Annotated in this window: 19 protein-coding genes; 11 read left to right on the forward strand and 8 right to left on the reverse strand. The window is 68.3% G+C overall.

Features of this window, described 5'->3' with window-relative positions; genetic code table 11:
* The 3 genes from JW876_02200 to JW876_02210 all read left to right on the forward strand — a co-directional run.
* Positions 1 to 1569 (forward strand): PilZ domain-containing protein (locus JW876_02200; protein ID MBN1884322.1); only part of this gene is annotated, 1569 nt, incomplete at its 5' end.
* A 3-nt stretch (positions 1570 to 1572) separates the two neighbouring features.
* The gene (locus JW876_02205; protein MBN1884323.1) at positions 1573 to 2994 is read left to right on the forward strand and encodes a hypothetical protein; all 1422 of its coding nucleotides are present in this window, start codon (positions 1573 to 1575) and stop codon (positions 2992 to 2994) included.
* Positions 2995 to 2996: 2 nt separating this feature from the next.
* Positions 2997 to 3437, forward strand: a complete 441-nt coding sequence (locus JW876_02210) for a hypothetical protein (GenBank protein MBN1884324.1) — start codon at positions 2997 to 2999, stop codon at positions 3435 to 3437.
* Here the strand turns inward: JW876_02210 and JW876_02215 are convergent.
* The 3 genes from JW876_02215 to JW876_02225 all read right to left on the reverse strand — a co-directional run bounded on the left by JW876_02215 (position 3427) and on the right by JW876_02225 (position 5605).
* Positions 3427 to 4095, reverse strand: a complete 669-nt coding sequence (locus JW876_02215; GenBank protein MBN1884325.1) for a class I SAM-dependent methyltransferase — start codon at positions 4093 to 4095, stop codon at positions 3427 to 3429. The two genes, JW876_02210 and JW876_02215, sit on opposite strands and share 11 nt — an antisense overlap.
* Positions 4096 to 4253: 158 nt before the next feature.
* The gene (locus JW876_02220; protein ID MBN1884326.1) at positions 4254 to 5099 is read right to left on the reverse strand and encodes an A/G-specific adenine glycosylase; all 846 of its coding nucleotides are present in this window, start codon (positions 5097 to 5099) and stop codon (positions 4254 to 4256) included.
* Positions 5100 to 5125: 26 nt separating this feature from the next.
* Entirely contained in the window at positions 5126 to 5605 is a 480-nt protein-coding gene (locus tag JW876_02225; GenBank protein ID MBN1884327.1) for a thioredoxin family protein, read from the reverse strand.
* Positions 5606 to 6092: 487 nt separating this feature from the next.
* Here JW876_02225 and JW876_02230 point away from each other — a divergent pair, with 487 nt between their 5' ends.
* Positions 6093 to 6731, forward strand: coding sequence for a hypothetical protein (locus tag JW876_02230; protein ID MBN1884328.1), 639 nt, complete (start codon positions 6093 to 6095; stop codon positions 6729 to 6731).
* Between the two features lie 83 nt (positions 6732 to 6814).
* Here the strand turns inward: JW876_02230 and JW876_02235 are convergent, their stop codons facing one another.
* Complete coding sequence (locus JW876_02235) at positions 6815 to 8110, reverse strand: VCBS repeat-containing protein (protein ID MBN1884329.1); 1296 nt, start codon at positions 8108 to 8110, stop codon at positions 6815 to 6817.
* Positions 8111 to 8135: 25 nt separating this feature from the next.
* Positions 8136 to 8540 (reverse strand): Rrf2 family transcriptional regulator, encoded by a 405-nt coding sequence (locus JW876_02240; protein ID MBN1884330.1) that lies wholly within the window; start codon positions 8538 to 8540, stop codon positions 8136 to 8138.
* A 219-nt stretch (positions 8541 to 8759) separates the two neighbouring features.
* On the opposite strand from JW876_02240, the gene JW876_02245 reads away from it, so the two are divergent.
* From JW876_02245 to JW876_02260, 4 genes are all read left to right on the forward strand, one after another.
* Complete coding sequence (locus JW876_02245; protein ID MBN1884331.1) at positions 8760 to 10730, forward strand: C69 family dipeptidase; 1971 nt, start codon at positions 8760 to 8762, stop codon at positions 10728 to 10730.
* Between the two features lie 51 nt (positions 10731 to 10781).
* Positions 10782 to 11687, forward strand: a complete 906-nt coding sequence (locus tag JW876_02250) for an aldo/keto reductase (protein MBN1884332.1) — start codon at positions 10782 to 10784, stop codon at positions 11685 to 11687.
* Positions 11688 to 11995: 308 nt separating this feature from the next.
* Complete coding sequence (locus tag JW876_02255) at positions 11996 to 13402, forward strand: hypothetical protein (protein ID MBN1884333.1); 1407 nt, start codon at positions 11996 to 11998, stop codon at positions 13400 to 13402.
* Positions 13403 to 13481: 79 nt separating this feature from the next.
* Entirely contained in the window at positions 13482 to 14279 is a 798-nt protein-coding gene (locus tag JW876_02260) for a glycoside hydrolase family 16 protein (protein MBN1884334.1), read from the forward strand.
* A gap of 100 nt (positions 14280 to 14379) precedes the next feature.
* On the opposite strand, the gene JW876_02265 is transcribed toward JW876_02260, so the two are convergent.
* Positions 14380 to 17517 carry a glycosidase gene (locus tag JW876_02265; GenBank protein MBN1884335.1) on the reverse strand — a complete coding sequence of 1046 codons (3138 nt, stop codon included), beginning with the start codon at positions 17515 to 17517 and terminating at the stop codon, positions 14380 to 14382.
* Between the two features lie 29 nt (positions 17518 to 17546).
* Entirely contained in the window at positions 17547 to 18935 is a 1389-nt protein-coding gene (locus tag JW876_02270) for a beta-glucosidase (protein MBN1884336.1), read from the reverse strand.
* A 269-nt stretch (positions 18936 to 19204) separates the two neighbouring features.
* Here JW876_02270 and JW876_02275 point away from each other — a divergent pair, with 269 nt between their 5' ends.
* The 3 genes from JW876_02275 (at position 19205) to JW876_02285 (ending at position 23082) form a co-directional block, all read left to right on the forward strand.
* Positions 19205 to 20791: a T9SS type A sorting domain-containing protein gene (locus JW876_02275; GenBank protein MBN1884337.1), complete on the forward strand. Its 1587-nt coding sequence runs from the start codon at positions 19205 to 19207 to the stop codon at positions 20789 to 20791.
* 94 nt (positions 20792 to 20885) lie between these two features.
* Positions 20886 to 21524, forward strand: coding sequence for a hypothetical protein (locus JW876_02280; protein MBN1884338.1), 639 nt, complete (start codon positions 20886 to 20888; stop codon positions 21522 to 21524).
* A 142-nt stretch (positions 21525 to 21666) separates the two neighbouring features.
* On the forward strand, positions 21667 to 23082 hold the full coding sequence (locus tag JW876_02285) for a T9SS type A sorting domain-containing protein (GenBank protein ID MBN1884339.1): 1416 nt from the start codon (positions 21667 to 21669) through the stop codon (positions 23080 to 23082).
* 63 nt (positions 23083 to 23145) lie between these two features.
* Here the strand turns inward: JW876_02285 and JW876_02290 are convergent, their stop codons facing one another.
* Positions 23146 to 26598, reverse strand: coding sequence for a hypothetical protein (locus JW876_02290; protein ID MBN1884340.1), 3453 nt, complete (start codon positions 26596 to 26598; stop codon positions 23146 to 23148).
* Position 26599 lies beyond the last annotated feature (1 nt).

The raw sequence follows: 26599 nt of genomic DNA on the forward strand, positions 1-26599 counted from the left end.
CAGTCCCTCTTCTACTCGCTGATCGAGCCGGGGCGCGACCGCTGGAACGCGGCCTACTTCGTCGGCTCCTGCGCCGTCCTCCGACGGAAGGCCCTCGACGACATCGACGGCTTCCAGACCGGATCGATCACCGAGGACATGCTCACCTCGATCCGCATCCACGCACGGGGGTGGCGGAGCGCCTACCACAGCGAGAAGCTCGCCTACGGCATCGCCGCCGAGACGATCCGCCCCTTTCTCATCCAGCGCTCCAGGTGGGGCCACGGCGGGTGGCAGGTCTTCTTCAAGGCGAATCCCCTCTTCCTGCCGGGGCTGAGTTTTGCCCAGCGGCTCTGCTACTTCGAGAGCCTCATCTACCCGCTCGAGGGCTTCCAGAAGCTCGTCTTCTACCTGACGCCGCCGATCGCACTCGTCACCGGCGTCCTGCCGATGCGGGCCCTCGACATCGCCTACCTCGTGCACTTCATCCCCTACTACGCGCTCTCCCTCTTCGCCTTCAACGAGATGTGCCGGGGATACGGCGGGATCCTCCTGCTCGAGCAGTTCAGCATGGGCAAGTTCGTCGCCTACATGAAGACGCTGGGGATGGTGCTGCTGCCGCGGCGCGCCTCCTTCCAGGTCACGCCGAAGGGCAGGCACGCGCCGATGGCCTGGGGGCTCGTCGCCGTCCAGGCGTTCGTGGGACTCGTGAGCATCGCCGCGATCGTATTCGCCCTCGCGCAGCTTCTCCTCGGGCGGCGCGGGGACGATTTCATCGTCGCGGTGAACAGCCTCTGGGCGCTCTACAACAGCGGCCTCGCAATCGGGATCATCCTCTACGCGCGGAAGAAGTTCGTCCAGCGGCGCGAGGACTTCCGCATCAGCGACGCCGTTCCCGTCGTCTGCGGATATTCCGACGGCGAGCGCATCGTCCGCCGGCTCGCCGTGGCCGACGACCTGACCGGCCGGGGCGCCTCGGTGATCCTCACCGGCGCGCGGCCGCCGACGGGGGAGATGCGGCTCGAGTTCGTCGTTCCCGGCGGCAGGATCGCCGCGCGGGGCCGCATCGTCCACCAGCGCTCGGTCCGCGTCAACGGCTACCACGCGACGCGCGCAGGCCTCCACTTCACCGGGATCGAGACGGTCGTGCGCGACGAGATGACGCGCTACCTCCACGAGTTCTCCGTCGACAAGTTCATGGCCGAATACGAGGACCGGTACCGGACCTGGCTCGAGCGGCGGCACGACCGCGAACACCGGCGCGTGCGGCGCGCCCGCCGCCACGAGGGACTCGTCCCCGTCGTCGTCCGCAACGGGCACGAATCGCTCTCCTACGGGGTGATCAGGAACATCTCGAAGACGGGCGCGCTCATCACCACGTGGGAGGAGCTGCCGCCGGGCGACCGCGTGAACCTCTACGCCGGCATCGGCGGGGAGCTCGTGCCGATCCCCGGCGAGGTCGTCCGCATGCGCCGGCACGTGATCGGTTCCTACCCCGAGTATCGCACGGGGATCCGGTTCTCGCAGCCCGGTTCCTTCAAGGTCGGCTACACCGCCTGGTACGCGCGGAAGTCCGGAACGCTTCGATAGATCATGCATCTCGGAAACCGGCATAACGGCGTTTTCCTCGGACTCGTCCTCCTCTACGGGCTGGCGCTCGGCGTTTTCACGATCGACTACAACTCCGTCTTCATCGACGAGGCCTTCCACATCGAGATCGGCAACCAGTTCCTCCGCGGCGAGCCCTGCTCCGGCTGCCCCTTCGCGACGGGTTCGGTGACGCTCCACCCGGTGCTCTCGGCGCTGGCAGACCGCCTCGGCGGGCTGCATGCCGCCCGCGGGCTGAACATCCTGCTCGGCCTGGCGCTCACCGTCGTCGTCTACCTGACGACGCGCCTCCTCCTCGGCGACGGCTTCGGCGTGATCGCCGCGGCGCTCTTCATGTTCGCCGGACAGACCCTCTACCTGATGAAACTGGCCACCTACGACATGCTCGCCGCGTTCTTCCTCGGTCTCGCCTTCCTCGCCGTCGTCGCGGCCGAGCGGGTCGACACGGAGCGGCTGCGCGCCGCCGCGCTCGCCGCCGGCGCCGCCGCGCTCGTGATCGCCGCGGCCGTGAAGTACGTCGTGCCGGTCTTCGTCCCGGCGTTTCTCGCCTGGGTGTGGTTCCGCAACGGAACGAGACGGACCCTGCTCTGGTTCGTTTTGCCCGCGGCGGCCCTCGGCGCGTGGTTTCTTTTCGCCGTACCCTACCCGCCGCTCAGGAACATGTACGGCCACATCCAGACGGTCCGCTCGCTCACGCAGGTCCCCGTCGGCGTCCTCGCCGACTGGGCCTTCCGCTGGGTGGCCTTCGCATTCCTTCTCGCCGTCTTCGGCTGCTTCCGCGCGAAGCATGGACAAACGGCGATCCTGCTGGCCGCCATGTCGGCGCCGATCATCCTCCTGCACCTCGTGACCGGCTCCGAGCAGTCGGTCAACAAGAACATGATCTTCGCCCTGGTCTTCCTCTCCCCCGCGGCGGCGCTCGGCGTGGATCACATCGGCACGCTCTTCTCGATGCGCAGCGGCGTCAGGGCCGTCCGGGTCTTCTTCTCTGCCGCGGTCCTCGTGATCGCCTGGGCCTACGGCTTCTACAACATGCGCTGGCTCGAGCGGCAGTATCCCGACGTCACGCCGCTCATCGAGTTCTTCGAGGAGAACGGCTACGACGGGATGACCGTGGCGATGAACGGCTGGGACGGGGTCATCTACACCTACGTGTTCGGCGAGCGGTATCCGCGCGCCACCTTCGTGCAGCTCGAGAACGCGCTCGCCGCGGCGGGGATCGACGGCGACGGGGCCGGCGCCGGCCCGGCCACCGATTTCATCGTCTGCGAGGACCTCTACTACGGCAGTTTCTGCCCGTGCACGGGCTACCGGGAATACATCGAACGCAACTACGTGCTCCTCGAGGACTTCAGGATCGAACACTCGTGGGGCGTGACCGACGCGAGGATCTACGGGAGGATCTAGACATGAAACGATCGACGCAACTCATCATCGGGGCCTGCATCGTCGCGGCGACCGCGGCGGCGCTGCCGGCCGGCGCGCTCGCCATCGAGGGGTTCCGCGGCGCCACCTGGGGCGACCTCCGCTGGCACCTGCCCGAGGAGGGGGATGACAACCTCGTCCTCAACGGCTGGATACGGCAGGGGATCGACTGGGCGAAATGGGGCAACACCACGCTCAACACCTACGGCATCCTGCAGTACCGCTGGGACACCGAGCGTCTCGACTGGAACAACACGTTCGGCCCCGGTGTCGGCATCGCGCTGGACACCTACACGATGGAGGGCCTCGTCCTCTCGGTCGGCGCGGAGTATATCTGGGAGAGCCGTATCCTGGGCGACCAGGAAATCGAGCAGAAGGCGGTCGTCTACATGGGCTGGTACGGGTGGTGGGACCTCAAGCGGTGACCTGTCCGTCCGGCCGTTGTTTCCGGCAGACGTACATGACGTGCGGATAGGGGAGCACGTCGAGCAGGTGATGGTGCTTCACGTCGAAGCCTTCCCCCCCGATCATCTCGAGCATCTCGTCGCGGCCGAAGTAGTTGAGCGGCCCGGAGCCGTAGTGCAGCCGGTCGAGCAGCCAGGTGAAGAGGAGCTTGTGCCTGGGACGGCGCGTCACGTCCTTGACGACGAGGACGCCGTCGTCGGCGAGGGCCCGGCGGAAGGAGCGGACGAGCCGCGGCGCGAGCTCCCGTGGCAGGTGGTGGAGCAGGTCGAGGACGAAGATCGCGTCCACGCGCTCCTCGAAGGGATAGTCGGCCACGTCGCACCGGCGGAAGTCGACGCGGCCGTCGAGACCGAGGCGGCCGCCGACCCGCCGGGCGATCTCGATCCGCCGGGGGTCGGCGTCGAAGCCGATCATCCGCCTCCGCGGCGCGCAGGAGGCGAAGAGGACCGAGAAGTACCCGAATCCGCAGCCGACATCCAGGATCGTCCCCTCCCGCGGCAGGTACTGCTCGATCTCCTCCATGATCCGCATGTTCATGATGAGGAAACGGAGGCGGCAGTAGGCGCGGATGACCGGCTCGTCGTACGAGCGGATCACGTGCTTCGTCAGTTCGCCCATGCGGGCCCCGCGGCGGCGCGGGTCTGACGCGGGGACAATCTCCGCGGTCATCGAACGTCCCTGGTTCGAGGGAATGCCGGGCGGGGGCAACCATGGGCGGCGGCCCGTCGCGGACGCAGCCTATCTCTTTATATTGTACATTTTTTCGCTGCCCCGAGTCAATCGTCGCGGCCGCGGCTGGTATCCACCCGCACCCGCCCACCGCGGCGCTCGAGCATCCCCTCGGAGACGAGACGGGCCACGACGCGCTCGAGTGGTTCGCGCTCGAGACCGGTCGCCGCGGCGAGTTGGGGTATCGTCATGCCCCCGCCCGACGTCAGCGCCCGCACGACTCGACCGCGCGCTTCCCGGTCGGAGCCGGCGAAGGGGGCCTGGCGTGAGCGGTCGGCGCCGCGGGCGGTGATGCCGCGGTCACGGCGCTTCAGCTCGACGCCGTAGTCCATCAGGGCGTAATACCACGTGCGCGGATCGTCGCGGTCGAGCGTCCGCTCGACGAGGGGGAGGATCTCGGCGTCGCGCACCTCGCGCCGGCCGGGAAAGAAGTGGTGGATGAAGACGGCGCGGATGTTCGTCTCGATGAAGGGGTGGGCCAGGCCGAAGGCGAAGGCGGCGATGCCGCCGGCCGCCGCCGGGCCGATCCCGGGGAGGGCGAGCAGATCCCCGTATCGCTCAGGCACGGCGCCGCCGTGCCGCTCGACGATGACGCGGGCGGCGCGGTGGAGATACATCGCGCGGCGGTTGTAGCCGAGGCCGCTCCAGGCGGCGAGGACCTCGTCAAGGCCGGCCCGGGCGAGGTCCGCCGGCGCCGGGAACCGCCGGCAGAAATCGCCGTACCGCTCGGCCACGCGGGGCACCTGCGTCTGCTGGAGCATCATCTCCGAGACGAGGATGAGCCAGGGATCGTTCGTGAGACGCCAGGGGAGACCGGGCCGGCCACGCTCGGCGTAGGCGTCGAGGACGGTCCGCCGGAATTCCCGCACATCCCGCTGCGTGAGCTTCGTCATCGCGTGCCTCCCGCCGGCGGGCCAACTCAGCGGGCCGCGCCGGCGAGGGTGAGAACCGAATCCATCGCGGCGACGAGCTCGGCGGGGCCCTGGAACCCGACGACGTGCTTCACGGTCTCTCCCGACGGACCGAGGAAGAGGATGTTGGGGATCCCCACGCCACCGTACTTGCGAGCGTTGCCGCCATAGCGGACCGCCACATCGCGCTGCTCGTCGACGTCGATCCGGACGGTCACGAAGGAGCGGGCCTTCGCCACGACGGCCGGATCGCAGAAGGTCGTGTCCTCCATCCTGCGGCAGGGGGGACACCAGACGGCCATGAAATCGATCATGACGGGCGCGCCGAGCGTTTTCGCGAGGGTCAGCGCCGAATCGACGTCGGCGAGCCACCCGATCCCGTCGGCCGGGGCCTCCTCGCGGGCGCCGCCGCCGCACCCGAGGGCCAGGAGGAGACCGGCCGCCGAGACGAGCACGGCTGCCATCCTTCGCACGGACATCCCTGTCACCACGGGCTCCTTTCGATGTCGTTCCCGACCGGCGGCCTCTCCGCGGCCGTTTCCCGATTGCCGCGCGCCATGCCCCGGCGAATACCTGACCTGATATCTACAATATTCTCGCGCGGTCCGCAAGCGTCGCGTCAGGGACGGTTTGCGCGCGTGCCGCACGCGTATTGCCGAGAGCGTACTTGAAACCGTTTTGCGTTTGTGATAGAATACCCACTCGGAAACAGGGCTCATCGGGACCAACGGAAAAACCGGGGGGGAAAACGGGCAGGCGCGGCGCGGACCGAGCCCGCAAGGGTGTTTTTTGCTCCCGGCCTCCCCCTGCCGGAAGGAGTTGATGCGTATCGGCTGAGACGGCGATCATGAGGCTCCAGGCGGCGGCGCGTGCCGCCCGCAGCCGACCCGTTCAATCACTGCTTTCCCTGGGAAAGACATCCCCCGGCGGCTTCCCGGCCGGCGGGGACATGCATCGCAAGGAGGGGGCTCTCCAATGAAAAAGGCCATTCTGCTCTTGACCGCCCTGACGCTGCTCACGCTCGTCGGCTCGGCGGTGGCGCAGCCCATCACCGACACCTTCTGCGCCGTCGAGGCGCGCTGCGGCTACATCTGCGGCGCCGGCACCGGATTCGAACCCGTCGGATTCCCCTACCCGCCCTGGGTCGAGTACCCGTCGGGCTGGGTGAACCAGTGGTTCTACGATCATCCCCTCGACTGGCAGCGGGGCAAGATCATCCACATCGAGTTCGACCTGCGGGCCTTCAACACCGACTACCCCAGCGAGTTCGTTTTCGCGGTGAACTGGTCGACGCCCGACTGGTCCTACCTCGGCTTCGGCCAGACCTGGCCGCCGATCCCCGAATTCCCCGGCGCCCCGTTCGACGAGGCGCTCTACATCGAGCGCGTGCCCATGCTCGGCGATCCTGCCGTGCCCTTCACCGACCTGACGGCCGAGTACACGCACTATGATTTCGACTGGATCGTCTACGACTACAACCCCGAATGGGTCTCGATCGACATCATGGGCGAGAACTTCGATCTCGCCAACGGCGTCATCATCCACGAGTGCGTCGACAAGTCAGTCGGCACCGAGGAGGGGACCTGGGGTGCGATAAAGTCGATGATGAAGTAGCTTCGCACGCTGGCGATCGGAATCGACGGGGGCGGGTCGACTGGACCCGCCCCTTTTTTCCCGCCCCGCGTTGCCCCCCGCCATCAACGCAGGAGGACGATCTTCCGCGAGAACGCGCCGGCGGCGGACTGCATCCTGACGAGGTAGACGCCCGATCTCGCACCGCCGCCGGCTCCCCCGCCCGTCCAGCGGACCTCGTGCACGCCGGCAGGCCGTTCGCCGTCGACGAGGACGGCGACGAGGGCGCCCCGCGCATCGAGCACGGTGATCCGCACGCGCTGCCGCCGCTCGAGGACGAAGGGCACCGTGACGACCGGGTTGAAGGGATTGGGCCACGGCGCGTCGAGCCGGGCGGGGAGGCCGGCCGGCGGCAGGCCGTCGGCCACGCCCGTCGTCGTGTCGATGTTGAGGTAGACGCGGACGTTCCCCGGCGAGGAGCCGACGAGCAGGTCCACGCGGCCATCCCCGTTCCAGTCGCAGAGAAAGGGGCGCGCGCGGGGGGTGAAGGGCAGGTCGATCGTCTCTCCGCCGGCCTCGACGTACGTGAAGCCGGAGAAGGCCGGATCGTCGTTCGAGCCGACGTTCGGGTAGAAGAGGATGTTCCCCTCGGTGTTCCCCACGAGGAGATCCCGCCTGCCGTCACCGTCGAGGTCGGTCAGCTGCGGACTCGGCCGGGCCGTCGGCACGAACATCGGCGAGCCGTTCTCCAGCACGAGCGCCGACCCGCGGAAGTCCCACGCCGCATCGGTCCCCTCGTTGCGGAATATGCGCAGGTAGCCGTCCTTGGCGCCGACGAGGAGATCGCGGCGCCCGTCGAGATCCCAGTCGACGACGATCGGCGTGGGGCGCTGCCCGACGTCGATGATCGCCTTGGCCCCCGGCTCGCCGACCTCGAGGTAGCGTCCGGCGTCGAAGACGGGGGCGTCGTCGGTCCCCGTATTCGTGTAGAGGCGGATGAACCCTTCCGCTTCGCCGCAGAGCAGGTCCGTGCGCCCGTCGCCGTCGGCATCGACGACGCGGGGAAAGATCCCCATGCAGCCGCCCTCCTGGCTCGCGATCTCGACGCCAGCCGCCCGGACGTGGACGAATCCGTCGTCGAACCGGGGAGCGCCGGGCGAGCCGGTGTTCAGGTAGACGCGGACCTTGCCCGGGCCGTACCCGAAGCCGCCCTGTCCGACGACGAGATCGGGGAGGTCGTCGCCGTCCCACCGGACGAACGAGGGCACGGAGTAGCCGGGCACCGCGATCGCCGTGTCGGCGGAGAGAACGAGATCTTCGCCGGCGAGCACGAACGCGGCCGAGCCGTTCGAGATGCACAGGAGAATCGTCAGGGTGAACGCGGCGGACGCCGCGGCGGTTGCGCGGAGGCGATGGCGCATGTCTGCGCTCCTCTCGTTCGTGTCGTCAGTCGTCGTCGCGGGCGAACTCGGCGAGGGTAACGCCGCCGAGGCTCCCGTCGATCGCCGACGCGAGCCGTTCCCAGACCGACCGCGTCGGGCAACCGTCGTACTTCGGGCACGCCCCGGGGTCGGGCACGCAGGGCACGATGCCGTTTCCCGTCTCCAGGACGGAGACGACGTCGGCCGCCGTGATCAGCTCGGGGGACCGCGCCAGCACGTAGCCGCCCCCCTTGCCGCGGTGACTCTCGAGCAGGCCGGCCGCTCGCAGCGATCCGAGGATCCGGTCCAGGTACTTCTTGGACACGTTCTCGCAGGCCGCCACCGTGTCGCTCGTCACCGGGTCGCCCTTCGCCCGGACGATCGACACCATCGCCCGCAGGCCGTACCGTGAACGCGTGGACAGACGCACAAACCACCTCCATTTATACACCAACATAGTAGACAATAAGCGGGTCGAACGCAAGTCTTTTCCGCGCTGGAGGATCGATGCCGGGCACCGTGTCGCCCCGCGCGCGCCGCCGATCCCCGTACCGGTCGCGGACGAGCGAAATCCTGTCCGATCGCATCGGGAATATGCTACGCTCCGGTAAAACGATCCCGCCCCAATCCGCTCTGCGAGGTGACACGGATGAAACGTTTCACGATACTCTTCGCGGCCTTGCTCCTGCTCGCGCCGGTCCTCGCCGCGGCGCCCCCCGCCGGCGTTCCGGCCGGCCTCGACGCATGGTGCAACTGCACCGGACTCATCGCGGGCCGCGGCACCACGGTCGACGGCTCGATCCTCTTCGCCAAGAGCGAGGACGACACCCCCGCCTCGATCGACTTCCTCTGGCGCATCCCCCGACGGCAATACGCGCCGGGCTCGGTCCTGCGTCTCGAGAACGGCGGGGCGATCCCCCAGGTTGCCGAGACGTACGCCTACATGTGGGACCAGGGCCCCGGCACCTCCTTCTCCAACAACGTCGTGAACGAGTGGGGCGTCGCGATCGGCAGCAACGCCTGCCTCTCGCGCGAGGACCCGGTGGAGGAGGTCGCCGCGCGCGGCGACCTCGTCGACGGCGGCCTCGCCTTCGAGCTGCGGATGATCCTCGCCGAACGGGCCCGCACGGCGCGCGAGGCGGTACAGATCGCCGCCGATCTCCTCGACCGCCACGGCTACAACGCGAGCGGGCGATGCCTCCACATCGTCGGCCCGGCGGAGGCCTGGCAACTCCAGATGGTGCGCGGCAAGCAGTACGTCGCCCGCCGCGTGCAAGACGACGAGGTGGCGATCATCGCCAACACCTACAGCATCCGCGAGGTCGATCCCGCCGACCGCGAGAACTTCGTCTGCTCGCCCCGCCTCGTCGAGTACGCCGTCGAGCGCGGCTGGTACGATCCGGACGCGGGCAAGCCCTTCGACTTCGCCGCGACGTACGCCCACCGGAACCTCTTCACCCACTTCGCGAACACCGACCGCCAGTGGGATCTCGGGCGGCTCGTCGACGCTGGCTTCCCCGTCTCGTGGCGGGAGGCGCGCACCGGCGTCCTCCCCGTCTCGGCCACGCCGGACCGCAAGCTCTCCGTCGCCGATCTCATGGCGATCTTCCGCGACCACTACGAGGGCACCCCCCTCGACTCGACCGACAGCTACCGGCTCTCCCCGCACCACGCGCCGGGACGGCCGATCTGCTGCAACACGACCCACCGGACGACGATCATCCAGGAGCGCTCCTGGCTGCCCCCCGCGATCGGCACGGTCGTCTGGCGGGCCCTCGAGCCCCCCTGCACGAGCGGATTCGTGCCGTGGTATCTCGGGATCACGCGGATCCCGGCCGCCTTCCAGGCCGCCCCGCTGCGCGCCGACACGGCCCGCGCGCAGCGCGTGGATTTCCACTTCCACATGCCGCCGGAGACCTTCGCGCTCGATACGGCCTCCTCCGGCGGGCTCTTCAAGTTCTACCGCCGGCTCGTCGACGGCGACTACGCCCGGACGATCGGGATGGTGCGGAAGACATGGGACGGGTTCGAGGCGGAGGCGCTCGGGATGCAGGCGGCCGTCGAGAAGACGGCGCTCGAGCTGTGGGAGACCGACCCGCCTCTCGCACGCGAGTTCCTCACGCTCTACTCGGGGGCGATGGCGACGCGCTCGATGGAGATCGCCCGCCAACTCGTCGACGAGCTGCCACTGACGGCGGGTGTCCTGACCGCCCGCGGCGTGTGGCTTTTCGAGGCGGGGGACCCGGCGGCGGCCGCCGCCGACTTCGAGGCGGCCCTCGCCGCACGGCCGGGGGACGCGGAGGCGGCTCGGCTGCTCGACTGGGCGCGCGCGCAGATGCGGCTGGAGGCGGAGAGACCGCCCGAGCTGCCGGTCCGGCTCCTCGATCGCCTGGCCGGCGAGTACGGGGAACGCCACATCTTCCGGCGAGGCGACCAGCTCTTCTACCGGCGCGGGGACGGCCCCGAGTACCGTCTCGTGCCGATAGACGAGCGCACCTTCGCCCTCGAGGGCAATCCGGCCTTCCGGCTCCGGTTCGCCGATGGCAAGGGCGGCGTCGTCGAAGCGGTCGAGGGCCTCTCTTTCGACGGGCGGACCGACCGGTCCGCGCGGACACGGTAGGAATTGCGCCCGCGGACGACGGAACACGTCGCCGGCATGAAGGGAAAAGGGTTGGAGACGATCTACCTGTCGAATGATGGCCCGGAGCTGTCGCGCGTCGCGCTCGGCATGATGCGCCTCCGGGACTGGCAACTCGCGCGGCCGGAGCTGTGCGAACTGATCGAACGCTGCCTCGAACTCGGCCTGAACACCTTCGACCATGCGGACATCTACGGCGGGCAGGCGTGCGAGTCGCTCTTCGGCGATGCTTTCTCGTCGATGGCGGTGGCGCGGGAGGATGTCCGGCTCGTCACGAAATGCGGCATCCGCATCCCCGGCCCGGGCGCAACCGACCCCGTGGTGAAGCACTATGACTCGTCGCGCGCCTACATCCTGCGTTCGGTCGAGGGCTCGCTGAAACGCCTGCGCACCGGCTACGTCGACCTCCTGCTCATCCACCGCCCCGACCCGCTGATGGACGCGGCGGAGATCGCTGCCGCCTTCACGGAGCTGCGCGAGCGCGGCCTCGTGCGCTTCTTCGGCGTCTCGAACTTCACCCCGTCGCAGTTCGACCTGCTGCAATCGCGCCTCCCGTTCTCGCTCGTCACAAACCAGATCGAATGCTCCGTCCTCCAGACCGAGGCCCTCGACGACGGGACGCTCGACGCGTGCCAGCGGCTCGGCATCGCGCCCATGGCCTGGAGCCCCCTCGGCGGCGGGGCGCTGTTCGACGCCTCGTCGAAACGGGCCTCCGCGGTCCTCCGCGAGCTGGCGGAGATCGGCAAGGAGCGGGGTATCGGCTCGATCGACCGGTTGGCGATCGCGTGGCTGCGTTGCCATCCCGCCAACATCGTCCCGGTGATCGGCACGGGCAACCCGGAGCGGATCGCCGAATCGGTCGCGGCGTCCGGCACGGACATCTCGCGGGAGGACTGGTTCCGGATCCTCCGGGCCTCCCGCGGCGCGGACGTGCCATAGGGGGAAACGCTGAACGTGGGGATCGGATGGGGGATTCTCGGGCCCGGCGCCGTCGCGAGGCGGTTCGCCGGCGACCTGCTGAACGTTGAAGGCGCCCGGCTGGCGGCCCGCGGTCGCGCCGCATTGAAAAGCATTATTGACCGGCCCGGAAGGGCGCGCCTATATTCCTAACGGGCGCGCGCGCCGTTCCGCGGAAACGGCCGTCAGCCGGACGGGTCACGGACGCGTCCCGACGGTTCGACCGGCGACACCGGACGGAGATTTTTCCGATCGCGCGACAACGAATCCGGAAATCACGGAGGCACGACATGACAGGACCCAGGATACGCCGCGTCGCCGCCGTTATCGCGGCCCTCGTCGTCATCGCGGGGTGCGGCCGCGACACGGGCTCGCTCGATCCGGCGCCGATCAGCACCGACCCGGTCGTCTTCACGGACGCCTTCGGGCAGGGGGTCGACTTCCAGGCATTCCTCAACTCGAAGCTCGACGCGCTACAGACGACGACCACCACCATACACAGCGGCACGACCGCCCTCGAGGTGACCGTGCCCGGCCCCGACGATCCCTCCGGCTGGTTCGCCGGCGGCGCGTTCGTGGCCAACGTCCCGCGCGACTTCAGCGGGTACGATGCCCTCACCTTCTGGGCACGGGCGAGCAAGAGCCCGGCCGTCCTCAATACGGCGGGCATCGCGAACGACAACACGGGCACCTCCATCTACGAGGCGTCCGTGAACAACCTGTCCCTCACCACGACGTGGACGAAGTACATCATCCCGATCCCGCTCCCGGCGAAGCTCGCGATGGAGAAGGGGCTCTTCTTCTTCGCCGAGGGGTACGAGTCGGACAACGTCTCCTACCAGATCTGGTTCGACGATATCGTCTACGAGAAGACCGGCCTCGTCTCCAATCCGCGTCCCGTGCTCGATCCCGGCGCCGCCAGCGCCTTCGTCGGCGCGACGGTCGACATCTCCGGCACGAGCGTCACCTTCGACGTCGACGGCACGGACGTCACCGTCGAGCACCTCCCCGGCTATTTCTCCTTCGCCTCGTCGAACGACACCGTCGCGCAGGTCGTCGACGGGAACATCGTGGTGGTCGGTCCGGGCACGGCGACGATCACGGCGGCGCTCGGAAACGTGCCGGCTTCGGGAGCCGTCACCCTGACGGCGAATCCCGCTCCGACGACGCCGGCGCCGGTGCCGACCATTCCCGCCGACGACGTCATCTCCCTCTTCAGCGACGTCTACGACGACATCACCGTCGACTCCTGGTCGGCCGACTGGCCCGACCAGGCGGACGTCGCCGACTTCGCGATCGCCGGCAACCCGGTGAAGGCCTACACGAACCTCGTCTACGCCGGCATCCTCTTCGAGACGGTCCTCGTCGACGCCGCCGACATGGACTTCTTTCACATCGACGTCTGGGCGCCGCCGGGCACCTCCGCCATCAAGGTGAAACTCGTCGACTTCGGCGAGGACGGCGTGTATGGCGGCGCGCCCGACAGCCAGAAGGAGCTCACCTTCACGGGCGCTTCGGTCCCCCCGTTCACGGCGGGAGCCTGGGTGGGCCTCGACATCCCGCTCGCCGACTTCATGGGGCCGACGGGCCTGCAGAGCCGCGAGCATCTCGCCCAGCTCCTGATCTCCGGCGCGAACATCACGGCCTTCATCGACAACGTGTTCTTCTACCGGCTACCGGGCGGAGCCGGCCGATAGCCGAGGAAAGGCGACGCCGGTGACGACTCGATACCGGAGACATCGACGCGCGAGCCGAGTCGGAGCGCCGCCGGCGGCACTGCTCATTGCCGCGATCGCCCTCCTGCTCGCCGCGACGGCGGGCTGTGATCGCGACGACGACGCGGCGGAATGGAAGCTCGTCTGGGAGGACACCTTCGACGGCGACGCCGGGACGTCGCCGGATTCGGCGAGCTGGGACTTCGACATCGGAACGAACTGGGGCAACAACCAGCTCGAGTACGACACCGACCGGCCTGAAAACGTCTCCCTGGACGGCTGGGGGAACCTCGCCATCGTCGCGCGGCGGGAGGAATACCTCGGGCGGGAGTACACGTCCGGGCGCATCAAGACGGAGGGGCGCTTCTCGCAGACGCGCGGGCGGTTCGAGGCGCGGATCCGCCTGCCGGTGGGGCAGGGGATCTGGCCGGCCTTCTGGCTGCTTGGCACCGATATCGACGTGGTCGGCTGGCCGGAGTGCGGCGAGATCGACATCATGGAATACCGCGGGCAGGAACCGAACGTGGCCATCAACAGCCTGCACGGTCCCGGCTACTCGGGCGGCTCGGCGATCAGCCGGAGATACGTGCTTCCCGGGAACGGGTTCGACGCGGACTTCCACGTGTTCGCGATCGAGTGGGATCGCACGCGCATTACCTGGTTCGTCGACGACACCCGCACCTTCACGGTGACGACGGAGGACATTCCGGCCGGCGGTCGCTGGGTGTTCAACCACCCGTTCTTCATCATCCTGAACGTCGCCGTCGGCGGCAATTTCGTCGGGCCGCCCGACGACGAGACGACCGTCTTCCCGCAAACGATGCTCGTCGACCGGGTCCGCGTCTACAGCATGGAATGACGCTCACGCCGATCCGGCGCGAAGGCCGCATCGATTCCGTCTTCCCGGGCCCGGATCGCCGGGCCGCACGCCACCCATCGAAACGATCTCCCCCGGCCCCCTACAGGGACACGTGGAGATAGGTCCTGATCTCCCACTCGGAGCCGTCGCCGGGGGCGGTGGGGTCGCAGACGAGGTCGCCGCCGACGCCCGGCACCAGGGCCGGGCAGTAGCGGTTGGAGTACTCGTCGAGCGACCGCCAGAGGCCGCGGATGCCCACGCGCGTCTGCGGGAAGGCGAACCACCGCGGCGACCCGATCGCGTAGGAGATGTCCCCCATCACCTGCACGGGGTAGGTGTAGTTGAAATCACGGTGGTAGTCGTAGGGCCCCCAGTCGTTGAACTTCGCGAAGGTCGCGAGGGCCAGGGGCCCCCACGTGATCCTCGCGGCCGTCCCGAAGCGCTCGATCTTGCGGAGATCCTCGCCGTTCGGCTCCGCCCAGCCGCCGTAGAAATGGGCGACGACGCGCCGCCCGGGAGCGAGCCTGGAGACGATGCGCGCGTGCACCTCCCACAGGTCGCGGGGAGGCGTCGCGTTGGGGAAGGGGAACGACGTCACGCCGTCCTCCATGATCCCGATTCCTGCGTCCATCGTCGTCGGAAGGTGGCGGAAGACGTAGCCGAGGCTCCAGGCGAGACTCGCGTCCTCACGCATATCGTTGTCCCATGCCCACATCCACGTCGCGGGCGTCGGATCGTACGCGAGAACGAGCTCCGCGCCGACCGTCTCGCGGTTGTAGCGGACGGCGAAGGGGTCGTCGAGCACGTTCCGCGGCCTCGCGGGAGCGGGTGCGTCGGCGGGGATGGGGTCCTCGATCGGCTTCTGCCAGAGAAAGTTCGGGCCGATCTGGAACCTGCCGATGTCCATGGCGATACCGGACATGACGTTCCGCTGGTTGCTCCAGCCGCTGTCCCTGAGCGTCCAGCCGGTGAAGTTGTAGATGGCCGTCGGCCCCCCGTCGGCGACGAGACCGGCGACTGCGGACTGCGCGTACCAGTGCCAGCGCCCCGTCTCGAAGGTCAGCTTCGCCTTCGCGCCGAAGGCATCGCTGTCCTTGATCTCGTCGACGTAGACCTTGTACCCGTCCGCCGTCGCCTCGACGATCTGGAAGGGATCGCCGGCCTTCGTCGAGCCGGCCCAGATGCCGCCGATCTCGATCCCGAGGCGCCCCCAGTTCGTCTTGAAGGCCAGCGTCGCGCGGCGGGTCGGGGGCACCGGGACGGCGATCGACGAGGTGAGCGCATTCTGGCTCGCGAACTCCTCCTGGAAGAGGGCGGTCGCCTCCACCCGGCCGAAGGCGCGCGTGTACTTCACGTAGAACGAGGGGTTCGCCCCCCACCAGAGCTGCGGACCGTAGGCGAACTTGAGTCCCTCGAAGGCGCGCTTCAGGCTGACCTCCACGCCGACCGGCGCATCGCTGTTGTAGATATCGATGTTCTCGCCGTAGAAGGCGTCGCGGTAGAGGCCGAAGAAATCCCCCTCGTAGCCCCAGTGCGTGTGGCCGACGCGATAGAAGCCGTCGAGATGGAACCAGGTATCGTCCCACGATACGGACGCGCCGTACACCTTCACCCGCTCGATCCCGTTGAAATCGTAGGGCTCCCCGTCGGCGATGATCGTCCGCCGCCGGCCGCGGTTCTCGTAGTAGATCTCGTCGATGGGATTGACGGCGACGTTGCCGAGGATATTGATCGAGAGATTTCCGGTGAAATTCTCCGCGGGCTTCACCTCGAACTCCGTGTAGAAGGACTCCTGGTGATCGAAGCCCTGGAACCCGGGCAACTTCAGCTGCGGGAATTCCGACTCGGGCGTGCTGATGTCCGTGCCGCCGGTGTTGAACGTCTCGTACTCCATCCGGACGCCGGACACGCGGACGCGCTCGGTCTGCTCGGCGACGAGCGCGACCTTGTCGCCGCGCGCCTCGACGGCCGTCATGACGGGGGAGATCGCGCCGAAGTGCTCGGCGATCGTCGCGAGGTCGGTTCCCCCGGCGTAGGGATCGAGTCGGAAGGCCTTCTGGAGGGCGTAGTAGGCGGCCCGCGGGTAGACCTCGTAGAGGCCGCGGGAGTCGGGGCGCCCCTTGGCCGTGATGCCCCACCACTCCTCGTTCATGTTGTTCCCGCCCTCGACGAAATCCTCGGGATAGGCCCGGTTGGGCCAGGACGCGTTGAGATCGTGGACGTCGAGATTGCTGTCCTGCAGGTACTTCCACCAGCCGTCGCTCCACTGGAAGACGAAACCGCCGGCGGCGTTCCCGACGCGGCCCTTGCCGGCGGACTGCTCGTAGATCTCCCGCCACTGCCCCACCAGGTAGCGCGCCTGCATCACCTGGTCCTCGCGCATCTCGCGCGCGTTCCAGGCGTCCGCCCCGAACTCGGTGAAGACCACGGGGACGCCGAGCTCGTCTTTCACCCGCCGGAAGAGATCCCGGGCGGAGATCCCCCGGTAGACGTTCGTCCCGAAGATGTCGATGTTCCGGCACTCCTCGGCGATGATGTCGAGGTACTGGATGTCGCCGTTCGCGATCGCCACCGGGCGCCCGTCGCGGGCCTTGACGGCGTCGGTGACGTCGCCGAAGAGGGAGTAGAGGTGCCGCGCCCTGGCCGCGTCGCGCTCCCCCTCGGGCAGGGCCTCGATCTCGTTGGAGGCCCAGTGCAGGCCGTAGTTGTTCTCGTTGCCGAGCAGCCAGAAGAGCATGCCCTTCGTGTTCCTGAACTCGTCGACGAGCGCCACGATCTCGGCGGTGATGGCCTGCCTCATCCGCGGATCGGAGTAGTCGACCGACGGGTGCCAGACGCCGTCGAGGGTGAAACCGTAGCGCCCCATCGGGTGGTTGACCACGGTGTAGATGCCGTAGCGCTCGTAGATATGCTCCACCCAGCGCGGCGGAATCCCCGCGTATTGGCGGATGACGTTCACGCCCATGGCTCTGAGCAGCTGCATCTCCCGCGCGAGGGCCTCCTCGATGACGTCGTCCGGCTGCGCCCACAGGCTGTAGAGATAGTTCTCGCCGATGGGCATGTAGCCCCAGTTCATGCCGAATATCATGAAATCCTCGCCGTTCACGAGAAACTTCGATCCCTCGGCGTCGGTGACGATCCGCACGTCCACGGGGCTCGTCGCCGACGGTGAGGCCGTCGCCGGCGCGGCGAGAAGCTGGACGACCGCCACGGCAATGACTATTGCGGCGGTCCGCATGATCGATCCACTGCATCGGTTGGGGTTTCTCACGTTTCCTCCCTCGAGCTCGTGCCCGGTTCGTCGTCGACCGCGTTTCCGGCCGCCACCGCGCGGTAGAAGCCGGCGCTGTCCTTCGGTATCCGCTGTTGACTCTCGTACTCGACCCTGACGAGGCCGAATCGTTTCGTGTACCCGTGCGCCCACTCGAAGTTGTCGAGGAGCGACCAGGCGAAATACCCCTCGAGCGGCACCCCGTCGGCGATCGCCCGGTGCGCCGCCGCCAGGTGCGCCCTGAGATATTCGACGCGGCGCGGATCGCGCACCCGCCCGCCAACCGGCGCCGGATCGTCGAAGGCGGCTCCGCTCTCGGTGATGTATATCCCGGGTGGCCGGTATTCGCGCGCGAGCCGCAGGAGCGTTTCGTACAGCCCCCGCGGAAAGACCTCCCAGCCCATCCCGGTCAGCGCCTCTTTCGGCGCCGCCGGGCGGGGGACGGGCTCCCCATCCTCTCCCGCGGCCACGACGATGCGAGTGTAGTAGTTGAGCCCGAGAAAGTCCATTCTCGAGGCGATCGTCTGCAGGTCGCCCGGTTGGACGAAGGGAAGCTCCTCCCCGGCGAGATGCCCGCGCCGAGCGCGGTCCTCGACCGCGTCTGCAGGATAGGCTCCCCGGAAGATCGGATCGAGGTACCACCGGTTGAGGGCGCCGTCGAACCGCCGGGCCGCTTCGGCGTCGGCGGCGGCACCGGTCGCCGGACAGGCGGGAACGAGATTCAGGACGATACCCGCCTCGGCGCCGGGGGAATTCCGCCTGATCGGCTCCAGCGCCCGGCCGTGCGAGAGGAGGACGTGGTGGGCGACGCGCAGCGTCTCGGCGGGATCCCTGTGGCCGGGGGCATGCTCGCCTTCCTCGTGGCCGAGGACCGCGATGCACCAGGGCTCGTTGTGGGTGATCCAGTGCCGCACCCGGTCGCCGAGCCGGGCCGTGACGACATCCGCGTATTCGACGAACGCATCGACGGTTTCCCGCGCGCCCCAACCGCCGCGATCCTGGAGCGCCAGGGGAAGATCCCAGTGATAGAGCGTGACGAAGGGAACGATGCCTCTCTCGAGCAGGGCGTCGACAAGGGCATCGTAGAAATCGAGTCCCGTCTCGTTGACGGCCCCCGTGCCCGCCGGCAGGACGCGCGGCCAGGCGACGGAGAAACGGTAGGCGCCGAGATCGAGGCTCGCCATCAGGTCGACGTCCTCGCGCCAGCGGTGATAGTGATCGCAGGCGACGGCGGCGTTTGAGTCGTCCTCGATCATTCCCGGCGTCGCCTCGAAGCGGTCCCAGATCGATTCGCCGCGGCCGTCCTCGGCGAACGCCCCCTCGATCTGGTGCGACGAGGTGGCGACGCCCCAGAGGAACCCGTCGGGAAATTGAAGGAGGGCCATATGCTCTCTACTTCCCCCGGCGCCGGAGCGATCCGGGTATCGGATGGTCGAATGGAGCGTCTTGCGGCGAACAGCGCCCGCGACAAGAAAGAACGATGCCAGATAACCTCGTAACTGTCAAGGAGCAATAACTTACAAGTTCGGTATATTATTGATAATTCGCGGAAAATGTGTTAGAATCCCATGGAACCGGTATGTCCATCTCACACGGAAATCGTGCGATCGGGCTTTTGGAACCGCAACCAGCGCCTGACAGCAAAGGAATCGCAGTGAAAAAATCCGGAATCATTCTTATCTCGATCGCGGTCATCGCCTTCCTCGCCGCGGGAAGCGCGGCCGCGCAATGCATCCTGGCGAATCCGAGCTTCGAGCTTCCCGGCTCCGGCACGGTGTTCGGCGGCTGGAACGAGTTCGGCGTCGTCGGCTCGACGTCGAACGCCACGCACGGATCGGCGGCAGCCGTCGTCTCGGGTCCGAACCTCGGCGGCTGGGACGTCTCGGGATACTGGCAGGAGTTCGACACCGCCCCCGGCGAGCGCTGGGAAGCCACCGTGAAGGGCTGGCACACGGCAGTGCGCCCCCTCACCGGCCAGTCGTCCGCCATCCTGAACATCGAATGGCGGAACGCGAGCGGAGACCTGATCAACTACGAGTCCCACCAGGTCGCGAACGCGTCGACCCCCGTCGACGTGGTGCAGGAGTTCTCCGTCGTCAGCGGGCCGGCGCCGACGAGCACGGCCAAGGCGCGCCTCCTGCTCGGCGTCCTCCAGAGCCCGACCGATCCGTCTCCGGACGTCTACTACGACCAGGCCACCTTCCACGAGATCGGGCCGCCCTCCCACGACGACATCCAGTGGAACGACTTCCCCGGGGGCCGGACGATCTCGTTCAGCGGGCGCACGTGGCGCGTGAAGGGACCGGGCTACTACGGCCCCGGCCCGAGCCTCTTCTGCGACACGGCCGACTGCGTATGGGTCGACGGCGAGGGCCGCCTGCACATGACGATAAAGCGCATCGGCGGCTCCTGGTACAGCACCGAGGTGGTCCCCGAGGAGGCCCTCGGATACGGCGACTACATCTTCACGACGATCGGCGACCTCGACGAGCTCGATCCGAACGCCGTCCTCGGCCTCTTCATCTGGGAGTACGGCGACTGCTGGGACCCTTCCTACCTCTGGTGGAATCCCTACAACGAGATCGACATCGAGTTCAGCAGGTGGAGCGATCCCGGCAAGGACCTCGGCCAGTTCGTCGCCCAGCCCTACGATTATCCGGGAAACATCGAGCGGTTCGCCGCTTCCTTCTCCGCGGGCGAGCGGACGAGCCACGCCTTCCGCTGGCTGAGCGACCGCGTGGAGTACCGCAGCTGGCGCGGGGGGCCGGCCGACGAGTCCGCCGCGACGATGATACACGAGTGGACCTATTCGGGGCCGCATATCCCCCGCCCCGAGCAGCCGCGGGTCCACATCAACCTGTGGCAGGTGAACGGCCCGCCGGCCGCCGACCAGGAGGTCGTCTTCGAGGCCTTCACCTTCTATCCCGAGGGAACAGTCACCGACGCGGGGAATGCCGCCCTGCCGCCGGCGCCCCGTTCAGTGGCGCTGCCCAACCCGTTCAATCCGTCGACAACCATCCGTTACACCGTCAGGAAGGGAGGAATGACACGGATCACCGTGTACGATGTCTCTGGACGACGGATCCGTTCGCTCGTGAACGGGTTCGTTCCATCCGGGATCCACGAGGTCCGATGGGACGGGCGAGACGACGCCGGCACGCGTGTCGCGTCGGGGGTCTACCTGTACCGTTTCGGATCGAGCGGGTTCTCGGAGACGAGGAAGCTCGTCCTCCTGAAATGACATCGAATCGTAAATGCACCAGCACTGGATCACGGCACCGGCCCGTCTATCGGGCCGATCCGGTCCGCACACGTACTGCTCGGGAGACATGAACATGCTGAAACGCTATCGCTTGCTGGCCGTCGTCGCGGTCGCCGCGCTCCTTCTCGGGATCGCCGGCGCCGTATCCGCACAGAACATTCTCGCGAACCCCGGCTTCGAGGACGGCCTCAACGGCTGGCAGGTATTCGGCAACGCCTACGCCGAAACGACCAACCCGGATGCGGGCTTCATCCCCTACGAGGGTGACGGGCTCGCCTCCATCTTCGGCAACTGGTGGGGCGTGTTCAACGTCACCGGCATCTTCCAGGAGTTCCCGACGACCGCCGGCGCCGAGTGGACGATGTCGTGCAAGTCGCGGCACTGGGGCGGCGACCCGATGATCGGCGTCGGCGCGCCCGACGCCAACTGGGTCGTCCAGAAGATCGCCTGGTTCAACGCGCTCGGAGAGGAGATCGGCGGCGTCGAGTCGACGATCCTCGACGGCACCTTCGCGACCGACACCTGGTTCGACAACGCGCCGATCGTCGGCGTTGCCCCCGAGGGCACCGTGAAGCTCCAGGCCCTCGTGCTCTACCTGCAGCCGCTGTGGGACGGCGGCGCCTGCCACGTCGACAACGCGGTGCTGTACCAGTCGGGCGGCCCGGTGGGCACCGACGACGCTTCCTGGAGCTCGATCAAGGCGGCCGAGTAGAAGGAAGCAGTGTTTTTTGCAGGGCGAACGCCCCCGGATACCGTCCCGGCCTCGTCCGGGACGGTATCCGGATTCCCGGAGGACGATCGAGCGAGACCGACGCTCCTCCTGTCCGGGCGGCACTCGCCGGAGGAGGCAACAGATGAAACGTACATGTATCGGATTGCTCGCGGCGGCGACGCTTCTCGCCGTCACGGCGGCGGGATCGCCGGCCCTCGCGCAGACGAACCTGCTCGCGAACCCCGGATTCGAGGATAACGGCGGGTCCTACGACGGCTGGTTCACATTCGGCGGCGGCGTGCAGCTCTCCCTCCCGGACGGCGACAACATCATCCGCACCGGCGCCGCCGCGTCGAAGATCTTCGGAGAGTTCGCGAACTGTCCGGGATCGCCGTCGTTCACCGTCGGCGGCTACGGCCAGGCCTTCACCCCGGTCGCCGGCATGACCTACGAGCTGGGCGGATACGGATTCGTCTCGAGCGAGGACGCCATTCCCGGCACGAACACATGCGACTACAACCGGCTCATCGCCAAGGTCGTCTTCTTCGACGCAACGTCGGGGGGCAACGAGATCTCCTCGAACGAGATCGTCATCGGCGACTGGCGGACCCCCTACGGCGAATGGATCCCCTTCTCCGTCTCGACGGTGGCGCCGGCGGGGGCGCAGCGGGTGGAGACCCTCTTCCTCTTCCTGCAGCCCGCGTGCGATACGGGCGCCGTCTACGTCGACGACACCTACCTCTACTCGTACGGCACGCCCGTGGTCCCGAACGTGCTCGCCAACCCGAGCTTCGACGTCGACCTGACGGGATGGAACACCTTCGGCAACGTCTACTACGACGGGCGCTCCTTCGCCCGGCGCACGCCGACCGGGGCCGCGAAGCTCTTCTCCACCTTCACGGCCGACTCCCCCTCGGGGATCTTCCAGGCCTTCCCCGCCGACACCGGCTCGATCTGGAAGCTCGGCTGCCACTCGATGACCACCTGCGTGGAGACGCCGATCACCGGATCGAACCAGAACTTCATGATCGCAAAGATCGTCTTCCTCGACGTCTCGGCCGTGGAGGTCGGATCGAGCGAGGTCGTGATCGTCGACAGCACGTCGACGCTCGGCAACTGGGGCTATCACGAGGTCGTCGGGACGGCGCCGACCGGCACGGTCGAGGCGGCGGCCTACATCCTGTTCGTCTCCCCCGCACTCGAGGGGGGCGCCGCCTGGGTCGACGACGTGAGCTTCTCGCAGATCGGCGCGACCGCGGTCGACCCGATGCCGGATGCGAAGGCCGCCGTCCTGCGGCAGAACATCCCGAACCCGTTCAACCCGACGACGCGCATCGACTTCGACATCCCGGCGAGCGGCGACGTCGAGCTGACCGTCTACGACGTGAGCGGGAAGCTCGTCACGACGCTGGTGGACGGCCGCCTCGAGGCCGGTCCGCACCGGGTCACGTGGGACGGCAGGAGGAAGGGGGGCGGCGCGGTCGCCTCGGGCGTCTACTTCTACGTCCTGAAGACCCCGACGGAGAAGATCTCCCGGCGGATGATCCTGCTCCGGTGAGGCGGTCGAACGATTCGTGTGCCACGGGGCCGGACCAGCCGATCGGCGGGTCCGGCCCCTTCTCTATCCCAGGAGATCTTCGAGAACGAGGACATCGATCCGTTCGATGCCGCCCCGCCGGCGGAGGAGCGCCTCGCTCTCGGCGAGATCGAGTTGGTCGCCGTCCCGTTCGATGACCTGTCCACCCTCGCGCGTTACCCGGATGCGCGCCGCTTTCTTCGTCGCCGCGTAGATGACCGGCACGCCGCAGCAGATGAAGGCGAGGGATCCGGCCGGCACATCGATCGAGCGGAGATGCCCGTCCGGGGCGCGGTGCCGCCATGCGGAGGGCTCTTCGAGGAATTCCGCCCGGCGGAGGAACCACGGCCGGAATGACACGACGCCCTCCTGCACCGTGACCCCGAGCTCGCCCCACCGCGCGACGATCTCCTCCTTCACCTGTCCCGTCATCCCCGGCTGCTTCGCTCCCCCGGCGGGCGGGGTGTGCGAATACGGGTCCATCGGAAAGGCGCCGTACTCGGCGACGCTCTTCTCGAAGGAGAGACCGGAGCGGATGCGGTAGTAGGCATCGACGACCGCGTCGACCTCGCCGCCGGGCCGCCCGTCGCGATTGGCGGCCAGGGCCGTCTCCTGCACGGCGAGGAGCAGCTTCGAGACCATGTGCCAGTAGATGCAGCCCAGCCCCTCGTACCCGTACATCGTGCCCGAGCGCCCGGTGAAGGCGGCGTGATCGAAGACCCGCCCGAAGAGATCGATCACCGCCCGCCGGTCGGCGGCGACCCGGGCGGCCCACCTCGGATCGGCCGCGAGCCGGTCGAGGGCCGCGGCGACGTCGCCGGCCGTGCCGATGTCGCCGTTGAACCGGCACCGGCCCTCCACGTCCCGCGACAGGATCGTTTCGTCTCCCGCGGCGAGGAGCTCGCGCAGGAGCGGCACCGCCGCCGCCCCGTCCTCGGGAACGACGTTCCGATCGAGGAAGGACGGCAGTTGCCGCTCGGGATAGAGCATGAAGCTCCGCTGGTTTTCGCGGTACATGCCGCTGGCGAAGAGGGCGTCTACGAGAGTGGTCGCGCCTGCCGGCCCGACGGCGCCGGAGCCCAGGACGGCCACCTGCCCCTCGAGCATCGGGTAGAGGCGCCGCACCGCGGCGCTCCGTCCGTCGGGCGAGAGATCGAGGAGGTTGTAGGAGTGGTAGAGCCCGTCATCGCGACGGTTCGCACCGATGGTCGCGTCGAGGACCTCGCCCGCCTCCCGGCAGAAGGCGACGATGTCACCGAAGGCCAGGGGAACCCGTTTGGAGAACCCGCCGGCGTAGACCGTCTCCCGGTACGCCGAGAAGACCTCGCCCAGCTCGTCCATGATCCGCCGCCTCGCGGCGTCGTCGACGTCGCCCGCCTCGTTCCCTCCGGCGCCGAGCAGGATGTCCCGCACCCGCCGGAACCAGTCGACCACCTCGGCAGAGACGGGGACGGCTTCCGCCCCCGCACGCCCGGCGAGATCCGCCAGGAACCGGAGATACCGGCGCAGGTAGCAGAGGGTGACCACCGAGAGGCCGCCTCCGACGAGGGCGTTGTTCGCGTCGTTCCACTCCGGGCGCTGGGTGTTCATCCAGATCCCCCCGCCGGGAACGAGGTTCGACAGCTTGGAGAGGGCGGGCACCAAAAGCTTCTCGGCGAGGGTGACGTGCCGAATCGTGCCGTCCGTATCGTGGAGGAGCTTGCCGTCGGCGCCGATCGTCTCGACGCGCCGGGCGATCCCGGCGTCGCGCTCCGCGTCGAAGACGATCGTCGATTTCGGGTCGCGGACGATCTCCCGGTACGGCTTGAGCCGGTATGGCACGTCGGCGTACGAGAAGATCGCGCGCGTCAGCATCTTCCCGAGCAGGCCGGGGAACCGGCCGGGCAGCATCTCGAGGAAACGCAGCAGGTAGACGATCTGGTGGTCCCCCCAGTAGCCGATGTAGCTCCAGGGATCGTCCGGGTCGACGACCTCCCAGTCGATCCCCTCTCTCGAGATGCGGTAGGGATTGAAGCCGTCGACCGTCGACGCGTTGACGAACTTCGCGACGACGCCCGGGAGGAAGGCGGGGAAGCTCCACAGGAGCGCTTCCCAGTTCTGGAAGATGTCGCGCCAGTTCCCCTCGTACCGGAGCGCCCGCGTGCCGTCCGGATTCTTCACCCGGATCGAGAACCGGTTCCACGGGCGGCTGGGGTCGCCGTGGCGGCGGCCGAACCAGAGGGGAAGGTACTCGTGGCAGAGCCGGACGAGATCGGCGTCCCCGGTCTCTTCGGCCGCGGCGATCAGGCGATCGACGTCCGTCTCTTCGGGGAGCGCCGCCAGCATCGCCCCGTGCCGCTCCGCGACGGGCGCGTTCCGCTCCCGGACGAACGCCGCCAGGTCGCCGGCCGGGACGGCGCCGTTTCCCGCGAAAACGCCCCCGCGCATGCAGTTGAACAGCACGTTCGCCGCGTGGTGCGCGGTGGCCTCCTCGTGTCCGCCGCATTGCAGGCCGTCGGCACCGCCGATGATGCACAGCAGGTTCTCGTCGGCGGCGTCGAGCAGCGCCTCGATCTCTTCGCCGGAATACCCGCCGGCGCGCAGCCGGTCGCGGAGTTCGACGAGCCGGATGTGGTCGAGCCCCACGTCGGCGCAGATGTGCCACGTCCCCCCGTTTCCGGGGGGGAGATCGAGAGAGAACGACGCGAGGTAGTTCCCCCGCCGACCGTTGAGGACGGATTCCGGCGGTGGCGATTCGCCCCGCCGGAAGGCCGCGACGGCCCCGGCCGAGAGGTGGATGCCGGCGGGCGCCGGGCCGTTGAACCAGGCCGCGTTCGCCCGGAGCTCCTCGGCCGCCTCCGCCCGGTCGATGATCCGCGAGGTGAGCGAGAAGATCCCGAGCCCCGTTTCCGCATCGCACTCGCTCCGCCTGTAGGCGTCGACGAGGGAGCTCGACTGCTGGTAGAGGGCGAGCGGCGCGCCGTAGGGGAGCACGTTCCGGAGGCCGTCGAGCACATCCAGGGCGACCGCCGCTCCGCCCCGGTTCTCGATCGTCGCCGTACGCACGAATCCGAGTTCGTCGCACGCCGCCCAGCGGTACCGGAACGCGAGGCCGAGTTCGTGGTTGATCTCCTCGAAGACCACCCGGTTGCCCGTGAGGTTCTTGGAGATGTTCCGCTCAACGCGGAACTCCCAGGCCGCCCGGTCCGAGAAGGGCTGCCAGGCGACGGCATCTCCCCCGGCCGCCCGCGCCCGGACGATCGTCACCGGCCCCGTGTGGTGATGCCCGTCGTGCAGCCTGTCGACGGTCTCGTAGGGGAAGAGGCTCTGTTCCGCATCCCCCCTGCCGGCAGTCAGGCCGCCGTTCGAGGAGATGTACATCCAGAGATCGGTGTCGCTCGGGATATTCATCAGGAAGGGATCGAGCCGATCGTACCCGGCGATGCGGTACCACCGCCCGCCCCCGATCGTCACGAAGCCGCCGTGCGGCACGGTCGTCTCGTCGGATGCGCGTTTCACC

The organism is Candidatus Krumholzibacteriota bacterium (assembly GCA_016931295.1).
Taxonomy (GTDB): domain Bacteria; phylum Krumholzibacteriota; class Krumholzibacteriia; order Krumholzibacteriales; family Krumholzibacteriaceae; genus JAFGEZ01.